Below are 24,430 nucleotides of genomic sequence, written 5' to 3'. Positions count from 1 at the left end.
GAGGGGTTGGGGTGAGGGCGCTTTAAAGCTCCAAAAGCTCTAATAGCTCCAAAAGCTACAAAAGCTCCCCTCATCCGCCCTTCGGGCACCTTCTCCCGCATGCGGGAGAAGGAAGGCTTCAGACATTTTTACGATCTGCAGGCTTCACTTCCGCTTAGCTCGAAGCACCCCGAACAGCCTCCGGCAACGGTGCACTCTTGCCGGTCTGCGTATCCATCCAGACCACCACCACATTGCCGTCCGAATACAGCTTGCTGTCGTCGTTCTGGTCAACGATGCGGTGACCAATGGTCACGCTGCTATTACCCAGACGCTCAACAAACAGCTCGACCACGATATCGTTCGGCCACACGATCGGCAGGCGGTAGTTGATGTTGGTGTTGGCCACCACCGGCGCGATGCGGTCGGTCATCGACACGCCTTCCACGCCCAGCATCCAGCGCACGCGCGCCTCTTCCAGATACGAAACGTACTTGGCGTTGTTGACGTGGCCCATCGAGTCCATGTCGCGCCAGCGCACGCTGATCGGTACGCGGGCCAGTTGCTTGTGTTCGTTGCTCATTTTGCAGCCTTCTTCTTTGCGGGGGCGGCAGCCTTTTTGGTCGCCGTTTTCTTGGCCGGCTTTTCCTTGCGCGGCGGGCGCGCATCAGGCTTGTTGGCCACGGCCGCCGGTTGCTCCGGGCGCGCGCTGGTCGAGGGCAGCATCTTGGCCAGGAACTGACCGGTGTAGGAATCCGGATGTGCCGCCACGTCTTCCGGCGTGCCGGTGACCAGCACCGTGCCACCGCGATGGCCACCCTCCGGGCCGAGATCGACGATCCAGTCGGCAGTCTTGATCACGTCCAGGTTGTGCTCGATCACCACCACCGTGTTTCCTTCGTCGCGCAACTTGTGCAGCACGCCGAGCAGGGCCTCGATGTCGTGGAAGTGCAGGCCGGTGGTCGGCTCGTCGAGGATGTACAGGGTGCGGCCGGTATCGCGGCGCGACAGTTCCTTGGACAGCTTCACGCGTTGTGCTTCACCACCGGACAGCGTGGTCGCGCTCTGGCCGAGCTTGATATAGCTCAAACCCACGTCCATCAGCGTTTCCAGCTTGCGCGCGATCGACGGCACCGGCTCGAACAGGCGCAGTGCATCTTCGACGGTCATTTCCAGCACGTCGTTGATGTTGAAACCCTTGTAGAGGATCTCCAGCGTCTCGCGGTTGTAGCGCTTGCCGTGGCAGACATCGCAAGGGACATACACGTCCGGCAGGAAGTGCATTTCCACCTTGATCAGGCCATCGCCCTGGCAGGCTTCGCAGCGGCCGCCACGCACGTTGAAGCTGAAGCGGCCGGGTGAATAACCACGCGCACGCGCTTCCGGCACCTGCGCGTACAGCTCGCGCAGCGGTGTGAACAGGCCGGTATAGGTCGCCGGGTTGGAGCGCGGGGTGCGGCCAATCGGTGACTGGTCGATGTCGACGACCTTGTCGAACAGGTCCAGGCCTTCGACGCTCTTGTATGCGGCAATCGGATGCGAGGAACCGTTGATCTCGTTTGCCGCCAACGAGAACAAGGTGTCGTTGATCAGCGTCGACTTGCCCGAGCCGGATACACCGGTCACGCAGGTCAACAGGCCGGACGGAATGTCCAGGTCCACGTTCTTCAGGTTGTTGCCGCTGGCACCGCGCAAGCGCAGCGTCATCTTCGGATTGGCCTTGTGGCGGCGCGCCGGGATCTCGATCTGGCGTTTGCCGGACAGGTACTGGCCAGTCAGCGAGCGCGGCGCATCCAGCAGGTCCTGCAGCTGGCCCTGGCCGACGATTTCACCGCCGTGCACGCCAGCGCCGGGGCCGATATCGACTACGTAATCGGCAAGGCGGATCGCGTCTTCGTCGTGCTCGACCACGATCACCGTGTTGCCCAGATCACGCAGGCGGGTGAGGGTGCCGAGCAGGCGCTCGTTGTCGCGCTGGTGCAGGCCGATGGACGGCTCGTCGAGCACGTACATCACGCCGACCAGGCCGGCACCGATCTGCGAAGCCAGGCGGATACGCTGCGCCTCACCGCCGGACAAGGTGTCGGCCTTGCGCTCCAGGGTGAGGTAATCCAAGCCGACGTCGACCAGGAAGCCGAGTCGCTCGCCGATCTCCTTGACGATCTTGGTGGCGATCTCGCCACGCCAGCCGGGCAGGCTCAGTTCGCTGAAGAAGCGCTTGGCTTCGTCGATCGGCAGCACCGCGATTTCCGGCAGCGGACGATCAGCGACAAACACATTGCGCGCCGCCTTGTTCAAGCGCGCGCCCTTGCACTCTGGGCACGGCCGCGAGCTGATGTACTTGGCCAGTTCCTCGCGCACCGCCGGCGATTCGGTCTCGCGGTAACGGCGCTCAAGGTTGGGGATGATGCCTTCGAAGCGATGCTTGCGCTGGTTGCGGCCGCCGGCTTCGGTGAAATAGGTGAAGGTGATCTGCTCTTCGCCGCTGCCGTACAGCACAGCCTGCTTCACGTTGTCCGGCAGCGACTGCCAGCTGGCATCGACGTCGAACTTGTAGTGCTTGGCCAGCGAGGCGATCAGCTGGAAGTAATAAGCGTTGCGTCGGTCCCAGCCACGCACCGCGCCAGCGGCCAGCGACAGCTCCGGGTGCACGACGACGCGGTTCGGATCGAAGAATTCGGCCACGCCAAGGCCATCGCAGCCCGGGCAGGCGCCGACCGGCGAATTGAACGAGAACAGGCGCGGCTCCAGCTCCGGCAGCGCGTAATCGCAGACCGGGCAGCTGTACTTTGAGGAGAACAGCTGCGGCGTGCTGTCGGCGGCATCCAGCGCCATCACCGTGGCCATGCCGTCGCCAAGCTTCAGCGCGGTTTCGAAGCTTTCGGCAAGGCGCTGCTTGATGTCTTCGCGCGGACGGAAGCGGTCGATCACTGCTTCGATGGTGTGCTTCTGGCGCAGGGTCAGTGCCGGCACTTCGTCGATCTCGTAGAGCTCGCCATCGACGCGCACACGCACGAAGCCCTGCGCACGCAGCTGGTCGAAGACCTGCGCGTGTTCGCCCTTGCGCTCGCGGATGACCGGTGCCAGCAGCATGTAGCGCTGTTCCGGATCCAGTGCCAGCACCTGATCGACCATCTGGCTCACGGTCTGGGCTTCCAGCGGGTAGCCGTGGTCCGGGCAGCGCGGGCTGCCGACGCGGGCGTACAGCAGGCGCAGGTAGTCGTAGATCTCGGTGATGGTGCCGACGGTGGAGCGCGGGTTGTGCGAGGTCGACTTCTGCTCGATGGAGATCGCCGGCGACAGGCCTTCGATGTGATCCAGGTCGGGCTTTTCCATCACGCTCAGGAACTGCCGCGCATACGCCGACAGCGACTCGACGTAGCGGCGCTGGCCTTCGGCGTAGATGGTGTCGAACGCCAGCGAGGACTTGCCCGAGCCGGACAGGCCGGTGATCACGATCAGTTTGTCGCGGGGCAGGTCGAGGTCGATGTTCTTGAGGTTGTGCGTCCGCGCACCGCGGATGCGGATGAAATCCATCGCCATGGGAAATCCGATTTGGACCGCTGCCGGCTGGGCCGGAAGCAGGAGGTGTGGGGGCGTCGCTGACGGCAGTCAATCAGCCTAGCGGCCTTGTCATTTGGGGGCAATTGCCAGTTTTGCCAGTGCTGTTTCCCGCCAGTGGGCCGGATACCGGCTGCGGGGCTGAACCGGGGTTCAGTCCCGGCGGGTCAGGGCAGGGGGTGGGTTGACCCGAACTCGGTCCGCCCGGTAAAATCCCGCTTCTGTCCGCCCTCGATGGCGGGCAAGGCGACCACAATAACTACAGAGGAAGTCTGGTCATGTATGCAGTTCTGGTAACTGGCGGTAAGCAGTACCGCGTCGTTCAGGGTGAAACCCTGCGCGTGGAAAAACTCGAAGTCGAAGCTGGCAACGAGATCAAGTTCGACAACATCCTGATGCTCGGCGATGCCGATGGCATCAAGCTGGGTGACGCGCTGAAGGGCGCTTCGGTGACCGCCAAGGTTGTGGCCCATGGCCGCGCCGACAAGGTCCGGATCATCAAGTTCCGTCGCCGCAAGCACCACATGAAGCGTCAGGGTCACCGTCAGTACTACACCGAAATCGAAATCACCGGCATCGCCGGCTAATTGCTAAGGAGAATCCGTCATGGCACATAAAAAGGGCGTAGGTTCCTCGCGCAACGGTCGCGATTCCAACCCGAAATACCTCGGCGTCAAGATCTTCGGTGGCCAGGCCATCGAAGCCGGCAACATCATCGTGCGTCAGCGCGGCACCCAGTTCCACCCGGGTGCAGGCGTCGGCCTGGGTCGTGACCACACGCTGTTCGCGCTGGTCGATGGCAAGGTTGAGTTCGCGGTGAAGGGTGCCAAGAAGCGCCGTACCGTCAGCGTCGTCACGGAAGCCTGATTCCGTACACGCAAGCTGCCCATACTCCGGTGTGGGCTGCTGACGAGAGCCCCGCTTCGGCGGGGTTTTTCGTTGGAACCCCGACATTTCGGGGTGCAGGGCCGATAATGGGCTGTACCTGCTTCTGCTGTTCCCCCAATCCCCATTTCCCAATCCCGGCGTTAAATTCATGAAACTTGTAGACGAAGCGGAGATCGAAGTCATCGCTGGCAAAGGCGGCAATGGCTGTATCGGCTTTCGCCGTGAAAAGTTCATTCCGCTCGGTGGTCCGGATGGTGGCGATGGCGGCAATGGTGGCAGCGTCTGGATCCGCGCCGACGAAAACCTGAACACCCTGGTCGACTTCCGCCATGACCGCATCTTCAAGGCGCAGCGTGGTGAGAACGGCATGGGCCGGCAGGCCTATGGCAAGGGCGGCGAAGACCTGGTCATCACCGTGCCGGTCGGCACCGTGGTGATGAACGTCGACACCGACGAAGTCATCGGCGACATGACCACCCATGGCGATCGCCTGCTGGTGGCCAAGGGCGGCAAGGGCGGCCTCGGCAATATGCACTTCAAGAGCTCCACCAACCGCGCGCCGCGTCAGGCGCTGCCGGGTGAAGAGGGCGAAGAGCGCCTGCTCAAGCTGGAGCTGAAGCTGTTGGCCGACGTTGGCCTGCTGGGCTTCCCCAATGCGGGCAAGAGCACCTTGATTCGTGCGGTTTCGGCGGCAACGCCGAAGGTCGCTGATTACCCGTTCACCACCTTGTACCCGAACCTGGGTGTGGTGAAGGTCGAGAATTACCGCAGCTTCGTGATCGCTGATATTCCGGGCCTGATCGAAGGTGCGGCCGACGGTGCCGGCCTGGGTGCGCAGTTCCTGCGCCATCTGCAGCGCACTCGCCTGTTGTTGCACCTCGTCGACATCTCGCCGATGGAAGGTGGTGTTGAGGGTATTTCGCCGGTCGAGCAGGTGCGTGCGATCGAGCGCGAGCTCGGCAAGCATGATCCGGAGCTGCTGGAGAAGCCGCGTTGGCTGGTGCTGAACAAGGCCGACCTGATGTTCGAGGACGAGGCCAAGGCGGCGGCTGAGCAGATCATCAAGGAGCTGGGTTGGACCGGCCCGTGGTACCTGGTATCGGCGCTGGGTCGCGAAGGCACCTGGCCGATCATGAAGGACATCATGGCCTTCTTTGATCGGCAGAAAATTCTGGAAGCTGAAGAGCGTCACGCGGCGGGCGAGTAAGTTTTTCGCCGGCAGTTGATGTTTGAGGAAAACCCGGCGAAAGCCGGGTTTTCTGTTTTGGCTTTCGCTTTAGCTTTGGCTTTGGCTTTGGCTTTGGCTTTGGTTTTGGTTTTGGCTTTGGCTGTGGCTGTGGCTGTGGCTGGTGCTTGTGCCTCTGCTTGGAGCCCCTCTCCCGCCCGCGGGAGAGGGGTTGGGGTGAGGGCAAGCTTTTGCTTGAAAAGCCAAACCCAGATCAAAGGCCCCCTCATCCGCCCTTCGGGCACCTTCTCCCGCAAGCGGGAGAAGGAAGTTGTTCAGGCTTTTCTGGGGAGGCCCAAAGCCAAAGCCAAGGCCAAGGCCAAGGCCAAAGCCAAGGCCAAGGCCAAGGCCAAGGCCAAGGCCAAGGCCAAGGCCAAAGCCAAGGCCAAAGCCAAGGCCAAAGCCAAGGCCAAAGCCAAGGCCAAAGCCAAGGCCAAAGCCAAGGCCAAGGCCAAGGCCAAGGCCAAAGCCAAGGCCAAAGCCAAGGCCAAGGCCAAAGCCAAAGCCAAAGCCAAAGCCAAAGCCAAAGCCAAAGCCAAAGCCAAAGCCAAAGCTATGCGGGAGGGCGTCTGCCTCGCTTCCCCAAAAATCGCCCAACAAAAAACCCGACACAAGGCCGGGTTTTTCATGCCGGGAGTCTTGCGACTCCGGGTGATCGCGCGGATCAGGCAGCCTTGATGGCCTTGATGCGGGCGGTCAGACGGCTCTTATGACGCGCAGCCTTGTTCTTGTGAATCAGGCCACGGGCGCTGAAACGGTCGAGGATCGGCTGGGCGACGGCAAAGGCTGCCTCGGCGCCAGCGGCGTCGTTGGCATCCAGAGCCTTGATCACCTTCTTGACGGCGGTGCGCAGCATCGAACGCTGAGCCGTGTTGCGCGCGTTGCGCACAACGGTCTGCTTGGCGCGCTTCTTGGCGGACTTGATATTGGCCACAGTGGTGGTTTCCTGAAAATCGGTGTGGTGGGAACAGCAAGCATGCAAGTATGATGGCTGACTGAAAGAACGTCAAGTCAAGTTGTCAAGAGGAAGATGCATGAGCGGTCGTTTGCTCAAATCCACTGCTGTATTCAGTTCCATGACGTTCCTGTCACGTATCAGCGGACTTGTCCGCGACCAAGTTTACGCGCATGTGTTCGGTGCCAGCGCCGCCATGGACGCCTTTGTCGTCGCGTTCAGGATTCCCAACTTCATGCGCCGCCTTTCCGCCGAGGGTTCATTCTCGATGGCGTTCGTGCCGGTACTGGCCGAATACAAGGCAAAAGGCGACCACGCTGCCGTGAAGGCGCTGGTGGACAGGGTGACAGGCGTGTTGACGGCCTCCCTGCTGGTGATGACAGCCGCGGCCATCCTGCTGGCACCCTGGCTGATGCGGGTGTTCGCGCCGGGTTTTGCGCCTGGCAGCGAGCAGGCCGAGCTGGCCACCTTGATGCTGCAGATCACCTTTCCCTACGCCCTGTTCATCTCGCTGGCGTCGCTGGTGGGTGGTGTGCTCAACAGCTATCAGAAGTTCGCCGTACCCGCGCTTTCACCGATCCTGCTCAATATTTCCATGATTGCCGCGGCGCTCTGTCTTGTGCCGCATATGAAAGCCTGGGGTTATGAGCCGGTGCTGGCGCTGGCCTGGGGCGTATTCGTGGCGGGCATCCTGCAGCTCGCCTTCCAGTTGCCGTCGTTGGCGAAGCTGGGGCTGTTGCCAAGGCCTCGGTTCGATCTGGCCCATGCCGGCGTGCGCAAGATCATGACGCTGATGGTGCCGACCCTGTTCGGCTCGTCGGTTGCGCAGGTGAACCTGCTGTTCAATACGTTGGCGGCCTCGATGCTGATGGGTGGCAGCGTGACCTGGCTGTACTACAGCGACCGCTTGCTGGAGTTCCCGCTGGGCATGTTCGGGGTGGCCATCGGCACCGTGATCTTGCCGCATCTGTCCAGCCGCCACGCCAGTTCGGATCCGGAAGGCTATTCCAAGGGGCTGGATTGGGGCTTCCGGCTATGCCTGCTGATTGGTGTGCCGGCCTGCATCGGGCTGGTGCTGTGCGCGCAGCCGCTGCTGGCAACCCTGTTCCAGTACGGTCGCTTCTCCGAGCAGGACATGCGCATGAGCAGTCTCAGCCTGATGGCGCAGTCGCTGGCCGTGCCGGCCTTCCTGCTGGTCAAAGTGTTGGCGCCGGCCTTCTACTCGCGCCAGGACACGCGCACGCCGGTAAAGGCGGCGGTGGCATCCATCTTGATCAACATCATCTGCACGGTGCTGCTGTTCGTCGCCATGTTCTCCTTCAGCCCGATGGGTCAGGCCGCACTGGTCGCGGCCGACGGGCAGTGGCTGGAGGCACTCAAGAAGGTGGAAGGGGCGCATGCCCTGCTTGCCCTGGCCATTGCGATCGCCGGTTGGGCCAATGCCCTGCAGTTGTGGTGGTATCTGCGCAGGGCGCGGGTATACCAGCTCCAGCCCGGTTGGGGGCGGTTCCTGCTGCAATTGACCGTGGCCAGCGTGCTGATGCTGGCTGCCGTGGTGGCGCTGCGCCTGTTCTGGTCGGATTGGACGGCCTGGGCGTGGTGGGAACGCGGTTGGCGTCTGGCGGTGCTGGTCGGCACCGGCGGCGCGGTCTATGCCGCCGGCCTGCTGCTGATGGGCTACCGGCCGCGCGAGCTGCGTGGCCAGTAAGCCGACAGCGTGGCCAGCCCCGTTATACTTCAGGGCTACACACGACAGAACCGGCCCGCATGGGCTGGATCCGGATGGAATGAGCAGGCTTTTTAGAGACGTCGAAGGCGGGGTGTTGTTCCCGCAGGGAAGCGTGGTCTGCATTGGTGCCTTCGATGGCCTGCACCTGGGCCATCGGGCGCTGGTGCGCCACGCAGTTGCCCGTGCCCGCGCCTTGGGTGTGCCAGCCGTGGCCTTGGGCTTCGAGCCGCTGCCGCGCGAGTTCTTCGCCAAGGACAACCCGCCGCCGCGGCTGATGCTGGCGCGTGACAAGGTCGCCACCCTGCGCGAGCTGGGGGTCGACAGCGTCGGCCTGCTGCGCTTTGACGCCAAGATGGCGGCGATCACCGCCGAGGACTTCGTCCGCGACATGCTGGTCCGCCGGCTGGGTGCGCGCGAAGTCTGGATCGGCCCCAAGTTCCATTTCGGCAACCGCCGTGGCGGCGATATCGCGCTGCTGCAGGCGATGGGCGCCGAGCTGGGCTTCGTCGCTGGCGAGATCGAGCCGGTGCACCTGAACGGCGAGCGGATTTCCAGCACCCGTATCCGCGAGTTGATCGTGGCCGGCGAGTTCGCCCATGCCGGCGAACTGCTGGGCCGTCCGTATGCGATCGGTGGCCGGGTTGTGCGTGGGCGCCAGCTCGGGCGCACCCTGGGCTTCCCTACCGCCAACTTGCGTTTCCCGAAAACACCCGCACTTTCTGGTATCTACGCTACGTGGGTGCACGGCGTGTTCGAGCAGCCATGGCCGTCGGTGTCGAGCTTCGGCACGCGCCCCACGGTTGAAGGTGTGGAGCCGCTGCTTGAGGCACATCTGTTCGACTTCAATGGCGACCTGTACGGCCGTCACATCGAAGTGGAGTTTGTTGCCAAACTGCGGGATGAAGAAAAGTTCAACGATCTGCCGGCGTTGACCGAGCAGATGCACCGCGACGCAGAGCAAGCGCGTCGCATCCTCAACGAACACAGATTGCGAGCTACCGCGTGAGCCAGGATTACAAAGCCACCCTCCATCTGCCAGCAACGGAATTCCCGATGCGCGGCGACCTGCCCAAGCGCGAGCCGGGCATCCTGGCACGGTGGGAAGAGCAGGGCATTTACGCGCAGCTTCGTGAGAATGCGAAGGGCCGCCCGCTGTTCGTGCTGCACGACGGCCCGCCGTATGCCAATGGCCAGATCCATCTGGGTCATGCGGTCAACAAGATCCTCAAGGACATCATCGTCAAGTCGCGTTACATCGACGGCTTCGATGCGCCCTACGTGCCGGGCTGGGATTGCCATGGCTTGCCGATCGAAATCGCGGTCGAGAAGAAGTGGGGCAAGGTCGGCGTCAAGCTCGATGCCGAGCAGTTCCGGCAGAAGTGCCGTGAGTACGCCGAAGAGCAGATCAACCTGCAGCGCGCTGATTTCAAGCGCCTGGGTGTGATCGGCGATTGGGAGAACCCGTACAAGACGCTGAGCTTCGACTTCGAGGCCAATGAAATCCGTGCGTTGGCCAAGATCATTGCCAACGGCCACCTGGTGCGCGGTGCCAAGCCGGTGCATTGGTGCTTCGACTGCGGCTCGGCGCTGGCTGAAGCGGAAATCGAATACCAGGACAAGACCTCGCCGGCCATCGACGTGGCTTACGCTGCGCGCGATTCCAAGGCGCTGGCGGCCAGCTTCGGTGTCGATCTGCCGGCCGGCGTGGAAGTGGCGGTGCCGATCTGGACCACCACGCCGTGGACGCTGCCGGCATCGCTGGCAGTGTCGCTGGGTGCGGATATCGAATACGCACTGGTTGAAGGCCCGGCCCATAACGGCCAGCCGCGCTGGCTGGTGCTGGCTTCTGCCTTGGCTGAGCGCTCACTGGGCCGCTACGGCGTGGCCGACGTGGTCGTGCATGGCCATGCCAAGGGTTCGGCGCTGGAAAACCAGCTGCTGGCACACCCGTTCTATGCCAACCGCGACATCCCGCTGCTCAACGGTGAGCACGTGTCCGATGCCGATGGTACCGGTGCGGTGCATACCGCGCCTGGCCACGGTCAGGAAGATTTCGCGGTCAGCCAGCAGTACGGGCTGATGGACAAGTACAACGCCGGCCAGATCAATCCGATCGACGGCAGCGGTGTGTACCTGTCGTCGACGCCGCCGGCTGGCACCGTCGAGCTGGCCGGTCAGCACCTGTGGAAGGCACAGCCACTGATCGTCGAGGTGCTGCGTGAAAGCGGCGCGCTGCTGGCCTTCTTCGAAATCCAGCACAGCTACCCGCATTGCTGGCGTCACCGCAAGCCGGTGGTGTTCCGTGCCACCCCGCAGTGGTTCATCTCGATGGACAAGGCCAATCTGCGCGACGACGCGATGGCTGCCATCGACAATGTGGGCTGGTTCCCGAGCTGGGGCAAGGCGCGTATCAGCAGCATGGTCGACGGTCGCCCGGACTGGTGCATCAGCCGCCAGCGCACCTGGGGCGTGCCGATCGCATTGTTCACCCACCGCGAAACCGGCGAGCCGCATCCGCGCAGCGTCGAGTTGATGCAGCAGGTGGCCGACCGCGTGGAGCAGGGCGGCATCGACGTCTGGTACTCGCTGGACGCCACCGAATTGCTTGGCGATGAAGCCGCGCAGTACGAAAAGGTCACCGACATCCTCGATGTCTGGTTCGACTCCGGCGTCACTCATGAAGGCGTGCTGCTGGCACGTGGCTATGGCAAGCCGGCCGACCTGTACCTGGAAGGTTCCGACCAGCACCGCGGCTGGTTCCAGTCCTCGCTGCTGACCGGCGTGGCCATCGACAAGCATGCGCCGTACAAGCAGTGCCTGACCCACGGCTTCACCGTGGACGAGCACGGCCGCAAGATGTCCAAGTCGCTGGGCAACGGTATCGAGCCGCAGGAAATCATGCGCACCCTGGGCGCGGATATCCTGCGTCTGTGGATCGCCTCGGCCGACTACAGCAACGAGATGTCGTTGTCGCAGGAAATCCTCAAGCGCAATGCCGACGCGTACCGCCGTCTGCGCAACACCGCGCGCTTCCTGCTCGGCAACCTGGACGGCTTCGATCCGGCCCAGCATCTGGTGGCGCTGCCGGACATGGTCGCCCTGGACCGCTGGATCGTGCATCGCGCGTTCGAGCTGCAGGAGAAGATCAAGGCCGCCTACGCCAACTACAACATGGCCGAGATCGTGCAGCTGCTGCTGAACTTCTGCAGCGTCGACCTGGGCTCGTTGTACCTGGACGTGACCAAGGACCGCCTGTACACGATGCAGGAAGAGTCGCGCGGTCGTCGTTCGGCGCAGACGGCGATGTTCCACATCGCCGAAGCATTCGTGCGCTGGGTTGCACCGATCCTGACCTTCACCGCCGAAGAGCTGTGGGGCTACCTGCCGGGCAAGCGTGTCGACAACGTGCTGTTCACCACCTGGTACGAAGGCCTGGCGCCGTTGCCGGCCGACGCACAGCTGGGCGCAGCCGATTTCGATCAGCTGCTGGCACTGCGCGAGCAGGTCTCCAAGGTGCTGGAGCCGATGCGTGCCAATGGTGCCATCGGTGCCGCGCTGGAAGCGGAGATCACCGTCGCTGCCAACGAAGAGCAGGCCGCACGCTGGCAGCCGCTGGCCGAGGAGCTGCGCTTCCTGTTCATCAGTGGCGATGTCAGCGTGCGCCCGGCAACCACCGATGAGGTGTTTGTCAGCGCGCAGCCGACCGACAAGTCCAAGTGCGTGCGTTGTTGGCATTACCGCGCCGATGTCGGCTCGGTTGAGGCGCATCCGGAGCTGTGCGGCCGCTGCGTGAGCAATATCGACGGCGCCGGCGAAGACCGCCGCTGGTTCTAAGCTAGGCGTCAGGCGAAGCGGGTGAGAAACCTCTCATCCGCTTCATCGCAGTCCACTACAGGCGTATTACATGCAAGCAAAGGCTGTTAAACCCAATGCGTTGATCTACCTGCTGGTTTCCGTGGTCGTGATCGGCCTGGACCAGTGGAGCAAGGCCTGGGTGCTGTCCAGCCTGCCGGAGTTCACCCCGGTGCCGGTGATCGACGGTTTCTGGAACTGGTACCGCACCTATAACACCGGCGCGGCATTCAGCTTCCTCAGCGATGCCGGCGGCTGGCAGTTGTGGTTCTTCACCTTCCTGGCCATCGCGATCAGCGGCCTGATGGCGTTCTGGTTGTCGCGCACCCCGCGCGCCAACTGGCGCAGCGCGCTGCCGTATGCCTTGGTCATTGGTGGTGCGATCGGCAATGTCATCGATCGGCAGATCCATGGTCACGTGGTTGATTTCATTCAGTGGTATATCGGTGACCATTACTGGCCGTCGTTCAACATCGCCGACGCGGCGATTGTGGGCGGCGCCATCGGCATCGCCTTGATGGGCCTGCTTGATGGCAAGGCCGAAAAAAAGGCCGGATGATTCCGGCATCTGTTCCCGCATTAGCGACCGTCAGCGGTCGGAGTCGTTGAAGATGGACGTATTGCTCGCCAATCCCCGTGGTTTCTGTGCCGGTGTAGACCGCGCCATCGAGATCGTCAAACGCGCCATCGAAACCCTCGGCGCGCCGATCTATGTGCGTCATGAAGTGGTACACAACCGCTTCGTGGTCGACGACCTGAAGGCACGCGGCGCCATCTTCGTTGAAGAACTCGACGAAGTGCCGGATGGCAATACCGTCATCTTCAGCGCGCATGGCGTGTCACAGGCAGTGCGTATCGAAGCCGAACGCCGTGGCCTGAAGGTGTTTGACGCAACCTGCCCGCTGGTGACCAAGGTGCATCTGGAAGTGGCCCGTCACTGCCGCGCCGGTCGCGATGTGGTGCTGATTGGTCATGAAGGCCATCCCGAAGTGGAAGGCACCATGGGCCAGTGGAACCGCGAGAAGGGTGTGGGCCATATCTACCTGGTCGAGAGCGTGGAAGACGTCGAGGCGCTGCAGGTATCGCAGCCGGCGAACTTCGCGTACACCACCCAGACCACCTTGTCGGTGGACGACACCCGCGCGGTGATCGAGGCGCTGCGCAAGCACTTCCCCAAGATCCAGGGTCCGAAGAACGACGACATCTGCTACGCCACGCAGAACCGTCAGGATGCGGTACGCGACCTGGCCAAAGAGTGTGATCTGGTGCTGGTGGTGGGTTCGCCCAATAGTTCCAACTCCAATCGCCTCAGTGAACTTGCACGTCGTGAAGGCGTGGAGTCCTATCTGATCGACGGTGCGGAAGAGATTGATCCGCAGTGGGTGGTTGGCAAGAAGCACATCGGCCTTACCGCAGGCGCATCGGCGCCGCAGGTGCTGGTGGATGGGGTAATTGCACGGTTGCGTGAGCTGGGCGCCGGCAGCGTCCGCGAGACCGGCGGCGAGCCGGAGACCATGGTGTTCGCGCTGCCCAAGGAACTGCGCCTGCGCCTCGTGAACTGAGTGCGTCTGGTAGTGCAGCGCAATAGAGCCGGCCTTTGCGCCGGCTTTATTCGTTCATGGGCATATCGATGGCGCCGAACTCAGGTGACAGCCGCTGGATGATGAAGTCAATGAAGACCCGTACCCGCGGTATCTGCGCCGATAACGGCGGCCACACCAGGAAGACGCCGCGCTTGGGTGCGGTGTGGTCATGCAGCACTTCGAGCAGCTGCCCGTCGCCGATTTCAGTGCGAATCAAATAGTCGGGCACCTGCACGATCGCAAGGCCTGCCATGGCGAGGCTGACGAGCGCCTGGGTATCGTTGATTACATGGTTGGGCGAGGCCGGCTTTGGAATCAGCCTGTCCTGGAAGCGCCATGGCTCCAGTCGCTCGTTGTCGGTGTGGCGGTAGTAGATGCAGCAGTGCTGCTCCAGATCAGCGGGCGAGCTCGGAGTGCCGTGCTGGGCAAGGTAGGCCGGTGAGGCGCAGGTGACCAGCACGTACGATCCCAATCGCCTTGCCTGCAGGCTGGAGTCTTCCAGTTCGCCAGCCCACAGCGCCAGGTCATAGCCCTCTTCGATGATGTCGAGGTGATGCGAGTCGATGCTGATGTTGATCACGACGTCGGGATAGCGCTCGTGGAAGCCTGCCAGCGCGGGCAACAGGTATCTGCGCCCCAGCACTGGTGCAGCAGTGATTCGAATATGGCCGCGCGGTGTGTGCTCACGCATGCCGAGTTCGCGCTCGGCCTCGCGCAGGTCGTTGATCACATTGTTGGCGTAGTGATACAGCACCTTGCCTTCGTCGGTGAGTGCCAATGAGCGGGTGGTGCGATTGAGCAGCCGGGCACCCAGACGTAGCTCCAGCCGCTCCACGGATTTGCCGACTGCAGATGCCGACAGTCCAAGTTGTCTGCCCGCTGCTGAGAAGCTGCCCGCCTGCACCGCAGAGGCGAATGCGATCAGGCCGTTCAATGATTCCAACGATGAGAGGACTGAGGACATTTGTTCCTTGGTGTCATGACCAATGCACGTATTCCGCCGATGCCGGCGTGGGTCGAGGATGGCGGCCAAGGTCCTGTTGCCAGGCACGCTTGCATGCAGGTGTTTGCAGGCGGCGGGAGGTGGCTAGAAGGGCTTGCTGCAAGGAGGTAGCCGCCATGGCTACTCGGCAAAAATACGCGGGTACAGGTGCTCAAGTGCAGGGTGACAGTGCACATGCGGTGGCGACATCCGGCGAGTCGCACTACGACATGGTGATCGTGGGCGGCGGCTCTGCGGGGGCGGTGATGGCAAGCCGGCTAAGCGAGGAGCGGTTCCGGCGGGTACTGTTGATTGAGGCCGGACAGGCGTATGCACCCGATGCGTATCCCGATGCGGTTCGCCTGCAGCACATCATCGGCGCCGATGCCGCGCATGACTGGGGCTATTCGGCTGAGCCAGATATTTACGGCGTGACGATGCCGGTACCGCGCGGCAAGGTGTTGGGCGGCTGTTCGGCGGTCAACGCCGGTGTGGCGATGCGTGCACCTTCCGGTGACTTCGAACGGTGGGCAGCGGCCGGGCTGGAGCACTGGAGTGCGCAGGAGGTATTGCCGTTCTTCCAGCGCAGCGAGCGCACGGTGCACGGCGAGGATGCCTTCCATGGCCGCCATGGGCCGTGGCCGATCCACTACCTGCAGGATGATGAAGTCTCGGACATGCAGCGTGCCTTCGTCGCCTCGGCGATGCAGGCGGGATTTCCACGGGTAGCTGATTTCAACGGCGATCGCCCATTTGGTGTTGGCCCTTACCCGATGAACAACCGGATGGGGCAGCGGCTCAATACCGGCATGACCTATCTATCGTTCGATGTGCGGATGCGGCCCAATCTGAGCATCCGCAGCCAGACGCTGGTTGATCGCATAGCCTTCGATGGCCGGCGTGCAACAGCGGTGGTGCTGGCCAATGGGCAACGAATCGGTGCCGACAACATCGTGCTGAGTGCTGGCACCTATGGCACGGCGGCGGTGCTGCTGCGTTCCGGCATCGGCCCGGCAAAAGACTTGCTGGACCTGGGCATTGGAGTGGTCGCCAACCTGCCGGTTGGCCAGCGGCTGCAGGAACATCCCTTTTTCTACACCACCTGGGCTGCGCGCCCGGACCGGCTTGGCCTGCCGGTGCCGCCGGTGGGTGCAATCCTCTGGGCACAGTCGTCCAAGGCAGCGGCGAATGTTGGCGACTTCCACGTGTCGGCGGTGCATTACGGTGATCCGCTGGCGTCGCCCACCGGCGCCATCTTCATGTTGGCCTTGGCGCTGACCCGGCCACGTTCGATGGGCACGGTGACGCTGCGCTCGCGTGCAGCCGATGCAGCGCCAGTGATCGCGCTGAATCTGCTGACCGACGCGCAGGACCGGCGATTGATGGTGGAAGGCATCGAGTTGATCCGGCGCATTGCCAGGCAAGGGCCGCTGGCGGAGCTCATTGCTGAGGAGTTGGTGCCGGGTGCGATGTCGATCTCGTACGACGCGCTGGAAGCAGCATTGCCGATGGCCTTGGATATCTACCATCACCCCACGTCCACCGCGCCGATGGGCGGCAGCAACGATGCGCACGCGGTGACCGACTACCAGGGGCGCGTGCGCGGCGTGGATGGCCTGCGCATAGCCGACGCATCCATCTTTCCAGATGTGCCCTGCGTGGCAACCAATCCCACCGTGATCATGCTGGCCGAGCGCATCAGCCAATGGATGCGGGACGCCGACCAGTGACATGGCGCAGCGAACTTCGACCGCGGCTGAAGCGCACCGCACTGATCTGGCTGGCGGTGTACCCAACAGTGCTGACCGTCCTGAGTCTGCTGGGCGCGCATTTCAGGCATTGGCCGCTGCCGCTGCGGGTACTGGGATCGACGCTGATCATCGTGCCGATCGTGGTCAACATCAGCGCGCCTTTGATTGAGGCGCTGCTCTCCGCATTGCGGCGTTGTTGGACGCGGAGCAAGCAAGGCCAGGCCGATCATGAATGATCAACACGTGGAGGTCCCATGAGCGGGACGAGTAAACCAACAGAACAGCCGCGCCGCGCCGCCAACTGGATCAACGGCATTCCGCGCTTTGATGGTGCGCTCAAGGATTCGATCAATCCGGCGACCTATGAGGTGATAGGCAGCTACCCGGACAACGGCCGCGCGGCGGCGATGGCGGCAGTATCCGCGGCGTCGCAGGCGTTCCAGAACACGCTGTGGGCGCATGATCACGAGCTGCGGGCGCGGGTGCTGGAGCAGTTGGCGCAGGCGTTCGAACGCAACCGTGATCGGCTGGCGGAGATCCTCTCGTTGGAGAACGGCAAGATCGCTGCCGAGGCCGCATTCGAACTGGACATGGTGCCGAGCAAATTGCGCTATTCGGCGGCAACCGCGCTGTTGGAAGCAGGCCGCTCGCTGCGACCCAAGCCGGGCAGGTTGTCGATGGTATTGCGCCAGCCGATGGGCGTAGCGGCGGTGATTGCGCCGTGGAATTCGCCGGTGGTGTTGACCATCCGTTCGCTGGCGCCAGCATTGGCCGCCGGCTGTACTACGGTAATCAAGTTGCCGTCGCAGGTGGCACAGACCGCCAGCACCATGGCCAGGATCATGGCCGAGGCGGAATCGTTGCCGCGCGGGGTGATCAACCTGTTTTTCGAAAGCGGGCCTGAAGGTTCCAGTTATCTGGTGGATACGCCGCAGGTGCCTGTCGTCAGCTTTACCGGCTCCACGCGTACCGGCCGGGCGATCAGCAGCAGTGGTGCCAAGCATGTGAAGCGCTTCGGCATGGAGCTGGGCGGCAAGACGCCGATGATCCTGTTCGAGGATGCCGACCTCGGCCAGGCCTTGCCCGTGCTTGAGAAGGCGCTGACGGTATTCAGTGGCCAGTTCTGCATGACCGGCTCGCGGCTGCTGGTGCATGACCGCATCTACGACGCGGTGCGTGATGGCATGGGTGCGCGGCTGCGCATGGTCAAGGTCGGGCCTGCGGCCGACCCGGGCAGTGACATGGGGCCTTTGATCGACCGGGCAAATGTCGAACGGGTGAACGCGGTGGTGGAAGAGGCGATCCAGTCCGGCGCGGTGGTGGTTGAACGCGGCGGGCCGATCAGCAGCGGGCCATTGCGCAAGGGCGCGTTCTTCCGGCCGGCGCTGCTGGAAGTATTCGACAACGCGCTGGACATCATCCAGCAGGAAACCTTCGGGCCAGTGCTCACCATTCAACGCTTCAGCGATGAGGCGCAGGCAATCCGCCTTGCCAACGACAACGAATACGGCTTGGCTGCCAGCGTATGGACGCGCGATGTCGACCGCGCGCTGCGCGTGGCCGAAGCACTTGAGGCCGGCTCGGTATGGATCAATGACTGGGCGCGCGTGTTCGACGGTACCGAGGAGGGCGGTTTCAAACAGTCCGGGCTGGGGCGGCTCAATGGCTTGGCGGCCCTGGAAGACTTTCTGGAATACAAACATATCGCGCTGCGTCCTGGTCTGGTCGAGCGCTGAATAACGCTGCATATCCGCGAGCTGCTGTTTGCTGCCACGGCAATGCGGTGGGAGGACACGGCAATGGCGACAGACATGTCCCAGGCACTGTTCGGAGCCCTGAATGCCGGCACCAAGGTGGCTGCCGGCGGCAGGGTCAATCATGCGCGCGGCCTGCTGGTGGAAGGGCACTTCCGCGCCACCGCAACCGCACCGCAGTTCTGCATGGCCGCGGTATTCGGTGGCGAAGACCTGCGCGTGCTGGCGCGCTTCTCGAGCTTCGGTGCCAATCCGCATATCGACCAGCGCAGCCAGGCTGGCGAACCGCGTGGCCTCGCCCTGCGGATAGGCAACAAAGCGGTGATGGTGCTGGTTGGGCATTCGCTGGAGGCTTTCCCTGCGAGCGACCCGGAAGCGTTTCTCGCCTTCTTGAATGCAGTGAACCAGCGCGAGCGCGTGCCAGCGATGCTGGCCGCGCAGATGGCCGGGTGCCCGGCGGTGGCGCGTTTCGAGGAGCTGCGCGCAGGCGCGCAGACCAGCAGCTTCAGTGCCTTGGATTACCACATGCTGCACGCTTACCGGCTGATCGCCCCGGACGGACACGCCCGCATTGGCCGCCTCAGCATGCGCGCGACCAAGCCCTACGTCGCCCGCGCTCCACCAGACGGTCCTGATTACCTGGACAAGCGCCTGCGCGGCGAGCTGTCCAAAGGCAGCGTGATGTTCGCCCTGCTGTTCACCCCGGTACCTGAAGGCGAGGATCCGGCCGACATCACCCGCGGCTGGGATCCCGCCGCGCCATCATTCGCGCTCGGCCACATCTGGCTGGAACGGCTGCTCCCGCACCAGAGCAGTCAGCGCAAAGTAGCCTTCGACCCGGCGCTGTTACCGGCGGGGATAGGGTTTGCTGGCGACCCGATGCTGCATGCAAGACTGAGGGCGTATCGGTTGGCGGCTGCGCGGCGGTTGGGGCGCTAGAAGGTTGCGTGGCGTTGGGCTGCCATAGTCGTTCTTCCCTTCGACTTGGGGGTGGCCGCCCACGCAGGGGCATCGTTGAGGCACGTCAGTGGCGGTAGTCCGAGGTTTGAGACGGCTCCGTGCGAAGGGCGCATTGACCGCAGCTACCCGCTTTGCCTACAATTCGCGCCTTCGCCGGAATAGCTCAGTTGGTAGAGCGGCGCATTCGTAATGCGTAGGTCGTAGGTTCGATTCCTATTTCCGGCACCAGATCAGGCCCGCCTCGTGCGGGCCTTTTCTGTGGCTGCTGCCTGGCGAGCGCCTGAGCGGAGAGGTTGGATTGCCTGCCCGTTTGTGAGCTTGGCCGAGGGCTCGCCGAGAGTCTGGACTCGCTGCCGACATGCAGTTGCCTCAGCGGCTGCGACCGGGCAAGCGGTACTGCATTGCGTTCCGGAGGCCATGGGCGGGCGATCAAGGTGCGCGGTGTGGGCCGATGGGCTGCAAGTGATTCCACTCATAAACCTGAATCTGCGGGTATCAAGGGCGGCACGGGCGCGGATCTGGAATGTTTCGGCAGGCTGTTGCCAGCGGAACCGGCTGCAACAGCTTGGGAGTCGGGTGGCGAGTGCGACGTGCTGTTGCGAATCCCCATCGCATATTCAGCCGGCGTGTGAGCAGCCAGCCGGGCAGGCGTCAAAGCCCGCGACCTTGCCGAATCTGTCCTTGCACAGCCCGCAGGTGCGACAACGTGTCGCACGCTGCTGCCCGCTTTTGCTGCGCGAAATCATTGTCAATACCTTTCTTAAGTGGTGTGTGAAGGCCTAAAATTGCGGGGCTGAAATCTGACAATCCCCTACATGTCTCCCCGGTGGGCAATCCCCGGGTGGCGCTTTGCGTTTGCATGTATGGGCTTGCCAGGTCCGGCTCTCCCTCGCAATTGGATCGACCGATGATTCCGTTGAAAACTCTTGGACGCTTTTTGCGTCCGGGCCTCATTGTCGCTATGGCCGTCATGATGACGGGCTGCGACTGGGCCCTGTTTGACCCCAAGGGCCAGATCGCCCGGGACGAACTCACGCTGCTGATCACCTGTACGGTGCTGATGCTGCTGGTGGTCATCCCAGTGATCGTGCTGACGCTGGTGTTCGCGTGGAAGTACCGCGCATCCAACACCAAGGCCCGTTACGAGCCCAACTGGTCTCACTCCACCGCCATCGAAGTGGTGGTCTGGTCGATCCCGTGCATGATCATCCTGGTCCTGGCCGTGCTGACCTGGCGTTCTTCGCACGCGCTGGATCCGTACAAGCCGCTGGAGTCCGATACCAAGCCGGTGGTGATCGAAGCGATCTCGCTGGACTGGAAGTGGCTGTTCGTCTACCCGGAAGAGAACATCGCCGTGGTCAACGAGCTGACCTTCCCGGTCGATGCTCCGCTGAACTTCAAGATCACCGCCGATACGGTGATGAATGCGTTCTTCATTCCGCATCTGGGTAGCATGATCTACTCGATGGCCGGCATGGAGACCAAGCTGCACCTGATCGCCAACGAGGCCGGCAGCTATGAAGGCCGCTCCTCGCATTACAGCGGTGCAGGCTTCAGCAAGATGCATTTCACCGCGCACGCGGTAAGCAATGAGGAATACCAGGCCTGGTTGGCCAAGGTGCGCGGCGATGCCAAGGTCATGGACCAGAAGGCGTTCGCCGAACTCACCACCGAGCAGAACCACGACTGGCACCCGGTGACCTATTACGGCAGCACCGAGAAGGGCCTGTTCGACACCATCATTGCCAAGCATGCCGGTGAGAACCACCACTTCGGCATGAAGCACGATGGCAAGAAGATGTCGCACGAAGGTGCTGGCCACGAGGCGATGCAGCCCGAAGCCATGGACCACGCTGCGATGGGCCACGACGCGATGGACCACGCCGCCATGGGCCATGACGCTCCTGCCGCCGCTGCTCCTGCTGCTGCCGCCGAGGCTGACGGCCACGCCGGTCACAATGCCAACGAGCCCGCCGAAGCCGCACATGCTGGCCACGGCACCTCGGGAGAATGACGATGCTTGGAAAACTCTCTCTTGATTCACTGCCGCACGATCCCATCGTGCTCACCACCCTCATCGGCGCGATGCTGGGCGGCCTGGCTGTTGTAGCCGCGGTCACCAAGTTCAAGCTGTGGGGCTACCTGTGGAAAGAGTGGTTCACCTCGGTGGACCACAAGAAGATCGGCGCGATGTACCTGATCGTGGCGTTCGTGATGCTGCTGCGCGGCTTCTCCGACGCGATCATGATGCGTGCCCAGCAGGCGGTTGCCGCTGGCGGCGCCGAAGGCTACCTGCCGCCACACCACTACGACCAGATCTTCACCGCCCACGGCGTGATCATGATCTTCTTCGTGGCCATGCCGCTGATCACCGGTTTGATGAACCTGGTGGTGCCGCTGCAGATTGGTGCGCGCGACGTTGCCTTCCCGTTCCTGAACTCGCTGAGCTTCTGGCTGTTCGTCGCAGGCTGCGGCCTGATGATGATCTCGCTGTGGATCGGTGAATTCGCTGCGACCGGCTGGTTGGCGTTCCCGCCCTTGTCAGGCTTGGAATACAGTCCAAGCGTAGGTATGGATTACTACATCTGGGCGCTGCAGGTCTCCGGCCTGGGTACCACGCTGAGCGGTATCAACTTCTTCATCACCATCCTCAAGATGCGTAGCCCGGGCATGAAGCTGATGCACATGCCGGTGTTCAGCTGGACCGCCCTGGTCACCAACCTGCTGATCATTGCTGCCTTCCCGGTGCTGACCATCACCCTGGTGCTGCTGACCCTGGACCGTTACCTGGGTACGCACTTCTTCACCAACGATGGTGGCGGCAACGCCATGCTGTACATCAACCTGATCTGGATCTGGGGCCACCCCGAGGTCTACATCCTGGTGCTGCCGGCATTCGGTGTGTTCTCTGAAGTGATCGCCACGTTCTCGCGCAAGACCCTGTTCGGCTACAAGGGCATGGTCTACGCCACCTGTGCGATCGGTGTGCTGTCGTTCCTGGTGTGGTTGCACCACTTCTTCACCATGGGCTCGGGTGCCAACGTCAATGCCTTCTTCGGCATCACGACGATGATCATCTCGATCCCGACCGGCGTGAAGATCTTCAACTGGCTGTTCACGATGTACCGCGGCCGCGTGCACTTCACCTCGCCGGTGTTGTGGACGATCGGTTTCATGGTCACCTTCACCATCGGCGGCATGACCGGCGTGATGTTGGCGATCCCGGCCATCGACTTCGTGCTGCACAACTCGCTGTTCCTGATTGCCCACTTCCACAACGTCATCATCGGCGGCGTGGTGTTCGGCATGTTTGCCGGTATCACCTACTGGTGGCCGAAGATGTTCGGCTTCACCTTGAATGAAACCTGGGGCAAGCGCGCGTTCTGGGGCTGGTTCATCGGCTTCTACGTGGCCTTCATGCCGCTGTACGCACTGGGCTTCATGGGTGCTACGCGTCGTATGCAGAGCTACCCGAACATGGACTACCAGCCGTACTTCATCGTTGCCGCTGTCGGCGCCGCGATCATCGCCCTCGGCATCCTGTGCCAGGTGATCCAGATCGCCGTGTCCATCCGCGACCGCAAGAAGAATGCTGACCTGACCGGCGATCCGTGGGATGCCCGTACCCTGGAGTGGGAAACCGCTTCCCCGGTGCAGTTCTACAACTTCGCCACCCTGCCCAAGGGTGAGGAGCTGGACGAATTCTGGCACCGCAAGCAGCGCGGCGAAGCCTGGCAGAAGCCGGCCAAGTACAGCGACATCCACATGCCGAAGAACACCGGTACCGGTGTTGTCATCGGCGCGTTCAGCCTGGTGCTGGGCTTTGCGATGGTCTGGCACATGTGGGTGCTGGCCATCATCGGCCTGGTCGGCATGATCGCCACCTTCATCTACCGTACCTTCGACAAGGACGTGGATTACTGGGTGCCGGCTGCCGAGGTGGAACGTATCGAGAACGAACACCGTAAGCACCTGGAAGCTCAGGGCTTGGTGAAGACCGAGGTGAAGGCATGAGCACGAACGCCCACACGATGACCCACGGTTCCGCAGCGCACGCTGCGGACCATGGCGATGACCATCACGAGCATCACGACACCAGCGAGAACACCGTCTTCGGTTTCTGGGTGTACCTGATGAGCGATCTGCTCATCTTCGCCACCCTGTTCGTGACGTATGTGGTTCTGTCTGGCGGCACCAATGGTGGCCCGTCGGCCCAGGACCTGTTCGAACTGCCGTTCGTAGCGTGGGAAACCGCGCTGCTGCTGGTGTCCTCGCTGACCTTCGGCCTGGGCATGATCGCCATGCATCAGTCCAAGAAGGGCCTGATGTTCTTCTGGCTGGCCATCACCTGGCTGCTGGGTGCCGGCTTCATGGGCATGGAAATCTGGGAGTTCAACCACCTGATCCATAACGGCCACGGCCCGGACAAGAGTGCCTTCCTGTCGGCGTTCTTCGCCCTGGTCGGTACCCACGGTCTGCACGTGACCGCTGGTCTGCTGTGGTTGGCGGTGATGTTCGTCCAGCTCAAGCAGGATGGCCTGACCCCGCGCAACAAGACCCGCATGGCGTGCCTGAGCCTGTTCTGGCACTTCCTGGATCTGGTCTGGATTGGCGTGTTCTCTGTCGTTTATCTGTCGGGAGCGATGTAATGTCCGCACATGACAATCATGCACACGGTGCCGCTGGCGAGAGCCACGGCAGCGTCAAGTCTTACCTGATCGGCTTCGTGCTGGCTGCCGTGCTCACCATCATCCCGTTCTGGGTGGTGATGAGCGGTGGCATGTCGTCCTTCGCCACCGGCGCGGTGATCGTGGTTGCAGGCATCCTGCAGCTGCTGGTGCACCTGGTGTTCTTCCTGCACCTTGACCGTTCCTCGGCTGCCCGCTGGAACGTCAATGCCGGCATGTTCACCCTGGTGGTGATCGGCATCATCGTGCTGGGCACGCTGTGGGTCATGTGGAACATGAATCACCACATGATGCACTGAGCGATTTGATCGCTTTGATGTTGAACAAAGGCCGCCGCAAGGCGGCCTTTGTTTTTGACGTTGTTTTTGTAGTGCCGAGCCATGCTCGGCAGGGGCGTTCCCAACAAACCATCAGCCGACCGCGGTTGTGGGAGCGGCATAAGCCGCGAAGCAGATGGTCCTTCAGATCGCCGACAGCAGGGTGGTTTCGCCCAGCCCAGCTTCGCGGCTCACGCCGCTCCTAC

General features: G+C 62.7%; 21 protein-coding genes and 1 tRNA gene. 18 read left to right on the top strand and 4 right to left on the bottom strand.

Translation table 11 applies throughout. The annotated features are described in order from the left end of the window. Positions 1-154: 154 nt before the first annotated feature. On the bottom strand, positions 155-562 hold the full coding sequence (locus Q5Z11_RS14415; RefSeq protein ID WP_296248213.1) for an acyl-CoA thioesterase: 408 nt from the start codon (positions 560-562) through the stop codon (positions 155-157). After that, complete coding sequence (uvrA, locus tag Q5Z11_RS14410) at positions 559-3,522, bottom strand: excinuclease ABC subunit UvrA (RefSeq protein WP_303747041.1); 2,964 nt, start codon at positions 3,520-3,522, stop codon at positions 559-561. The genes Q5Z11_RS14415 and uvrA overlap by 4 nt, the downstream gene beginning before the upstream one ends. Before the next feature lie 296 nt (positions 3,523-3,818). On the opposite strand from uvrA, the gene rplU reads away from it, so the two are divergent. The 4 genes from rplU to Q5Z11_RS14390 all read left to right on the top strand — a co-directional run bounded on the left by rplU (position 3,819) and on the right by Q5Z11_RS14390 (position 6,331). After that, entirely contained in the window at positions 3,819-4,127 is a 309-nt protein-coding gene (gene rplU / locus Q5Z11_RS14405) for a 50S ribosomal protein L21 (RefSeq protein ID WP_282269142.1), read from the top strand. Between the two features lie 19 nt (positions 4,128-4,146). After that, positions 4,147-4,407: a 50S ribosomal protein L27 gene (rpmA, locus tag Q5Z11_RS14400; RefSeq protein WP_303747040.1), complete on the top strand. Its 261-nt coding sequence runs from the start codon at positions 4,147-4,149 to the stop codon at positions 4,405-4,407. Between the two features lie 169 nt (positions 4,408-4,576). After that, positions 4,577-5,635: a GTPase ObgE gene (gene obgE, locus Q5Z11_RS14395; protein WP_303747039.1), complete on the top strand. Its 1,059-nt coding sequence runs from the start codon at positions 4,577-4,579 to the stop codon at positions 5,633-5,635. 18 nt (positions 5,636-5,653) lie between these two features. Further along, positions 5,654-6,331, top strand: a complete 678-nt coding sequence (locus Q5Z11_RS14390; RefSeq protein WP_303747038.1) for a hypothetical protein — start codon at positions 5,654-5,656, stop codon at positions 6,329-6,331. Here the strand turns inward: Q5Z11_RS14390 and rpsT are convergent. After that, positions 6,318-6,587, bottom strand: coding sequence for a 30S ribosomal protein S20 (rpsT, locus tag Q5Z11_RS14385; RefSeq protein ID WP_057629708.1), 270 nt, complete (start codon positions 6,585-6,587; stop codon positions 6,318-6,320). The two genes, Q5Z11_RS14390 and rpsT, sit on opposite strands and share 14 nt — an antisense overlap. A 100-nt stretch (positions 6,588-6,687) precedes the next feature. Here rpsT and murJ point away from each other — a divergent pair, with 100 nt between their 5' ends. From murJ to ispH, 5 genes are all read left to right on the top strand, one after another. Beyond that, positions 6,688-8,316, top strand: coding sequence for a murein biosynthesis integral membrane protein MurJ (murJ, locus tag Q5Z11_RS14380; protein ID WP_303747037.1), 1,629 nt, complete (start codon positions 6,688-6,690; stop codon positions 8,314-8,316). 79 nt (positions 8,317-8,395) lie between these two features. Beyond that, the gene (locus Q5Z11_RS14375) at positions 8,396-9,343 is read left to right on the top strand and encodes a bifunctional riboflavin kinase/FAD synthetase (protein WP_303747036.1); all 948 of its coding nucleotides are present in this window, start codon (positions 8,396-8,398) and stop codon (positions 9,341-9,343) included. Continuing rightward, positions 9,340-12,171: an isoleucine--tRNA ligase gene (gene ileS, locus Q5Z11_RS14370; protein ID WP_303747035.1), complete on the top strand. Its 2,832-nt coding sequence runs from the start codon at positions 9,340-9,342 to the stop codon at positions 12,169-12,171. Before Q5Z11_RS14375 ends, ileS begins: the two co-directional genes overlap by 4 nt. Before the next feature lie 70 nt (positions 12,172-12,241). Then, positions 12,242-12,748 (top strand): signal peptidase II, encoded by a 507-nt coding sequence (gene lspA, locus Q5Z11_RS14365; protein WP_303747034.1) that lies wholly within the window; start codon positions 12,242-12,244, stop codon positions 12,746-12,748. A 52-nt stretch (positions 12,749-12,800) separates the two neighbouring features. Then, on the top strand, positions 12,801-13,751 hold the full coding sequence (ispH, locus tag Q5Z11_RS14360) for a 4-hydroxy-3-methylbut-2-enyl diphosphate reductase (protein WP_303747033.1): 951 nt from the start codon (positions 12,801-12,803) through the stop codon (positions 13,749-13,751). Between the two features lie 46 nt (positions 13,752-13,797). Here ispH and Q5Z11_RS14355 read toward each other — a convergent pair whose 3' ends face one another. Continuing rightward, positions 13,798-14,706 carry a LysR family transcriptional regulator gene (locus Q5Z11_RS14355; protein ID WP_303747032.1) on the bottom strand — a complete coding sequence of 303 codons (909 nt, stop codon included), beginning with the start codon at positions 14,704-14,706 and terminating at the stop codon, positions 13,798-13,800. Positions 14,707-14,891: 185 nt separating this feature from the next. On the opposite strand from Q5Z11_RS14355, the gene Q5Z11_RS14350 reads away from it, so the two are divergent. From Q5Z11_RS14350 to cyoD, 9 genes are all read left to right on the top strand, one after another. Then, positions 14,892-16,484: a GMC family oxidoreductase gene (locus tag Q5Z11_RS14350; RefSeq protein ID WP_303747031.1), complete on the top strand. Its 1,593-nt coding sequence runs from the start codon at positions 14,892-14,894 to the stop codon at positions 16,482-16,484. Positions 16,485-16,552: 68 nt separating this feature from the next. Then, positions 16,553-16,741, top strand: coding sequence for a hypothetical protein (locus tag Q5Z11_RS14345; RefSeq protein ID WP_303747030.1), 189 nt, complete (start codon positions 16,553-16,555; stop codon positions 16,739-16,741). An 18-nt stretch (positions 16,742-16,759) separates the two neighbouring features. Further along, positions 16,760-18,241: an aldehyde dehydrogenase family protein gene (locus Q5Z11_RS14340; RefSeq protein ID WP_303747029.1), complete on the top strand. Its 1,482-nt coding sequence runs from the start codon at positions 16,760-16,762 to the stop codon at positions 18,239-18,241. Positions 18,242-18,316: 75 nt separating this feature from the next. Further along, positions 18,317-19,198: a catalase gene (locus tag Q5Z11_RS14335; protein ID WP_303747028.1), complete on the top strand. Its 882-nt coding sequence runs from the start codon at positions 18,317-18,319 to the stop codon at positions 19,196-19,198. Between the two features lie 173 nt (positions 19,199-19,371). Then, positions 19,372-19,447: transfer RNA gene (locus tag Q5Z11_RS14330), tRNA-Thr, on the top strand. 679 nt (positions 19,448-20,126) lie between these two features. Next, positions 20,127-21,233: a ubiquinol oxidase subunit II gene (gene cyoA, locus Q5Z11_RS14325; protein ID WP_303747027.1), complete on the top strand. Its 1,107-nt coding sequence runs from the start codon at positions 20,127-20,129 to the stop codon at positions 21,231-21,233. A 2-nt stretch (positions 21,234-21,235) separates the two neighbouring features. Beyond that, positions 21,236-23,233 carry a cytochrome o ubiquinol oxidase subunit I gene (gene cyoB, locus Q5Z11_RS14320; protein WP_303747026.1) on the top strand — a complete coding sequence of 666 codons (1,998 nt, stop codon included), beginning with the start codon at positions 21,236-21,238 and terminating at the stop codon, positions 23,231-23,233. After that, positions 23,230-23,868, top strand: a complete 639-nt coding sequence (gene cyoC / locus Q5Z11_RS14315; RefSeq protein ID WP_405051604.1) for a cytochrome o ubiquinol oxidase subunit III — start codon at positions 23,230-23,232, stop codon at positions 23,866-23,868. Before cyoB ends, cyoC begins: the two co-directional genes overlap by 4 nt. Next, positions 23,868-24,206, top strand: coding sequence for a cytochrome o ubiquinol oxidase subunit IV (gene cyoD / locus Q5Z11_RS14310; RefSeq protein ID WP_282271076.1), 339 nt, complete (start codon positions 23,868-23,870; stop codon positions 24,204-24,206). Before cyoC ends, cyoD begins: the two co-directional genes overlap by 1 nt. Positions 24,207-24,430: the final 224 nt, after the last annotated feature.

Source organism: Stenotrophomonas sp. 610A2 (genome assembly GCF_030549615.1).
Taxonomy (GTDB): Bacteria; Pseudomonadota; Gammaproteobacteria; order Xanthomonadales; family Xanthomonadaceae; genus Stenotrophomonas; species Stenotrophomonas pigmentata.
Note: the sequence above shows the minus strand (reverse complement) of the source record. Positions and strands in the feature narration are given on the sequence as shown.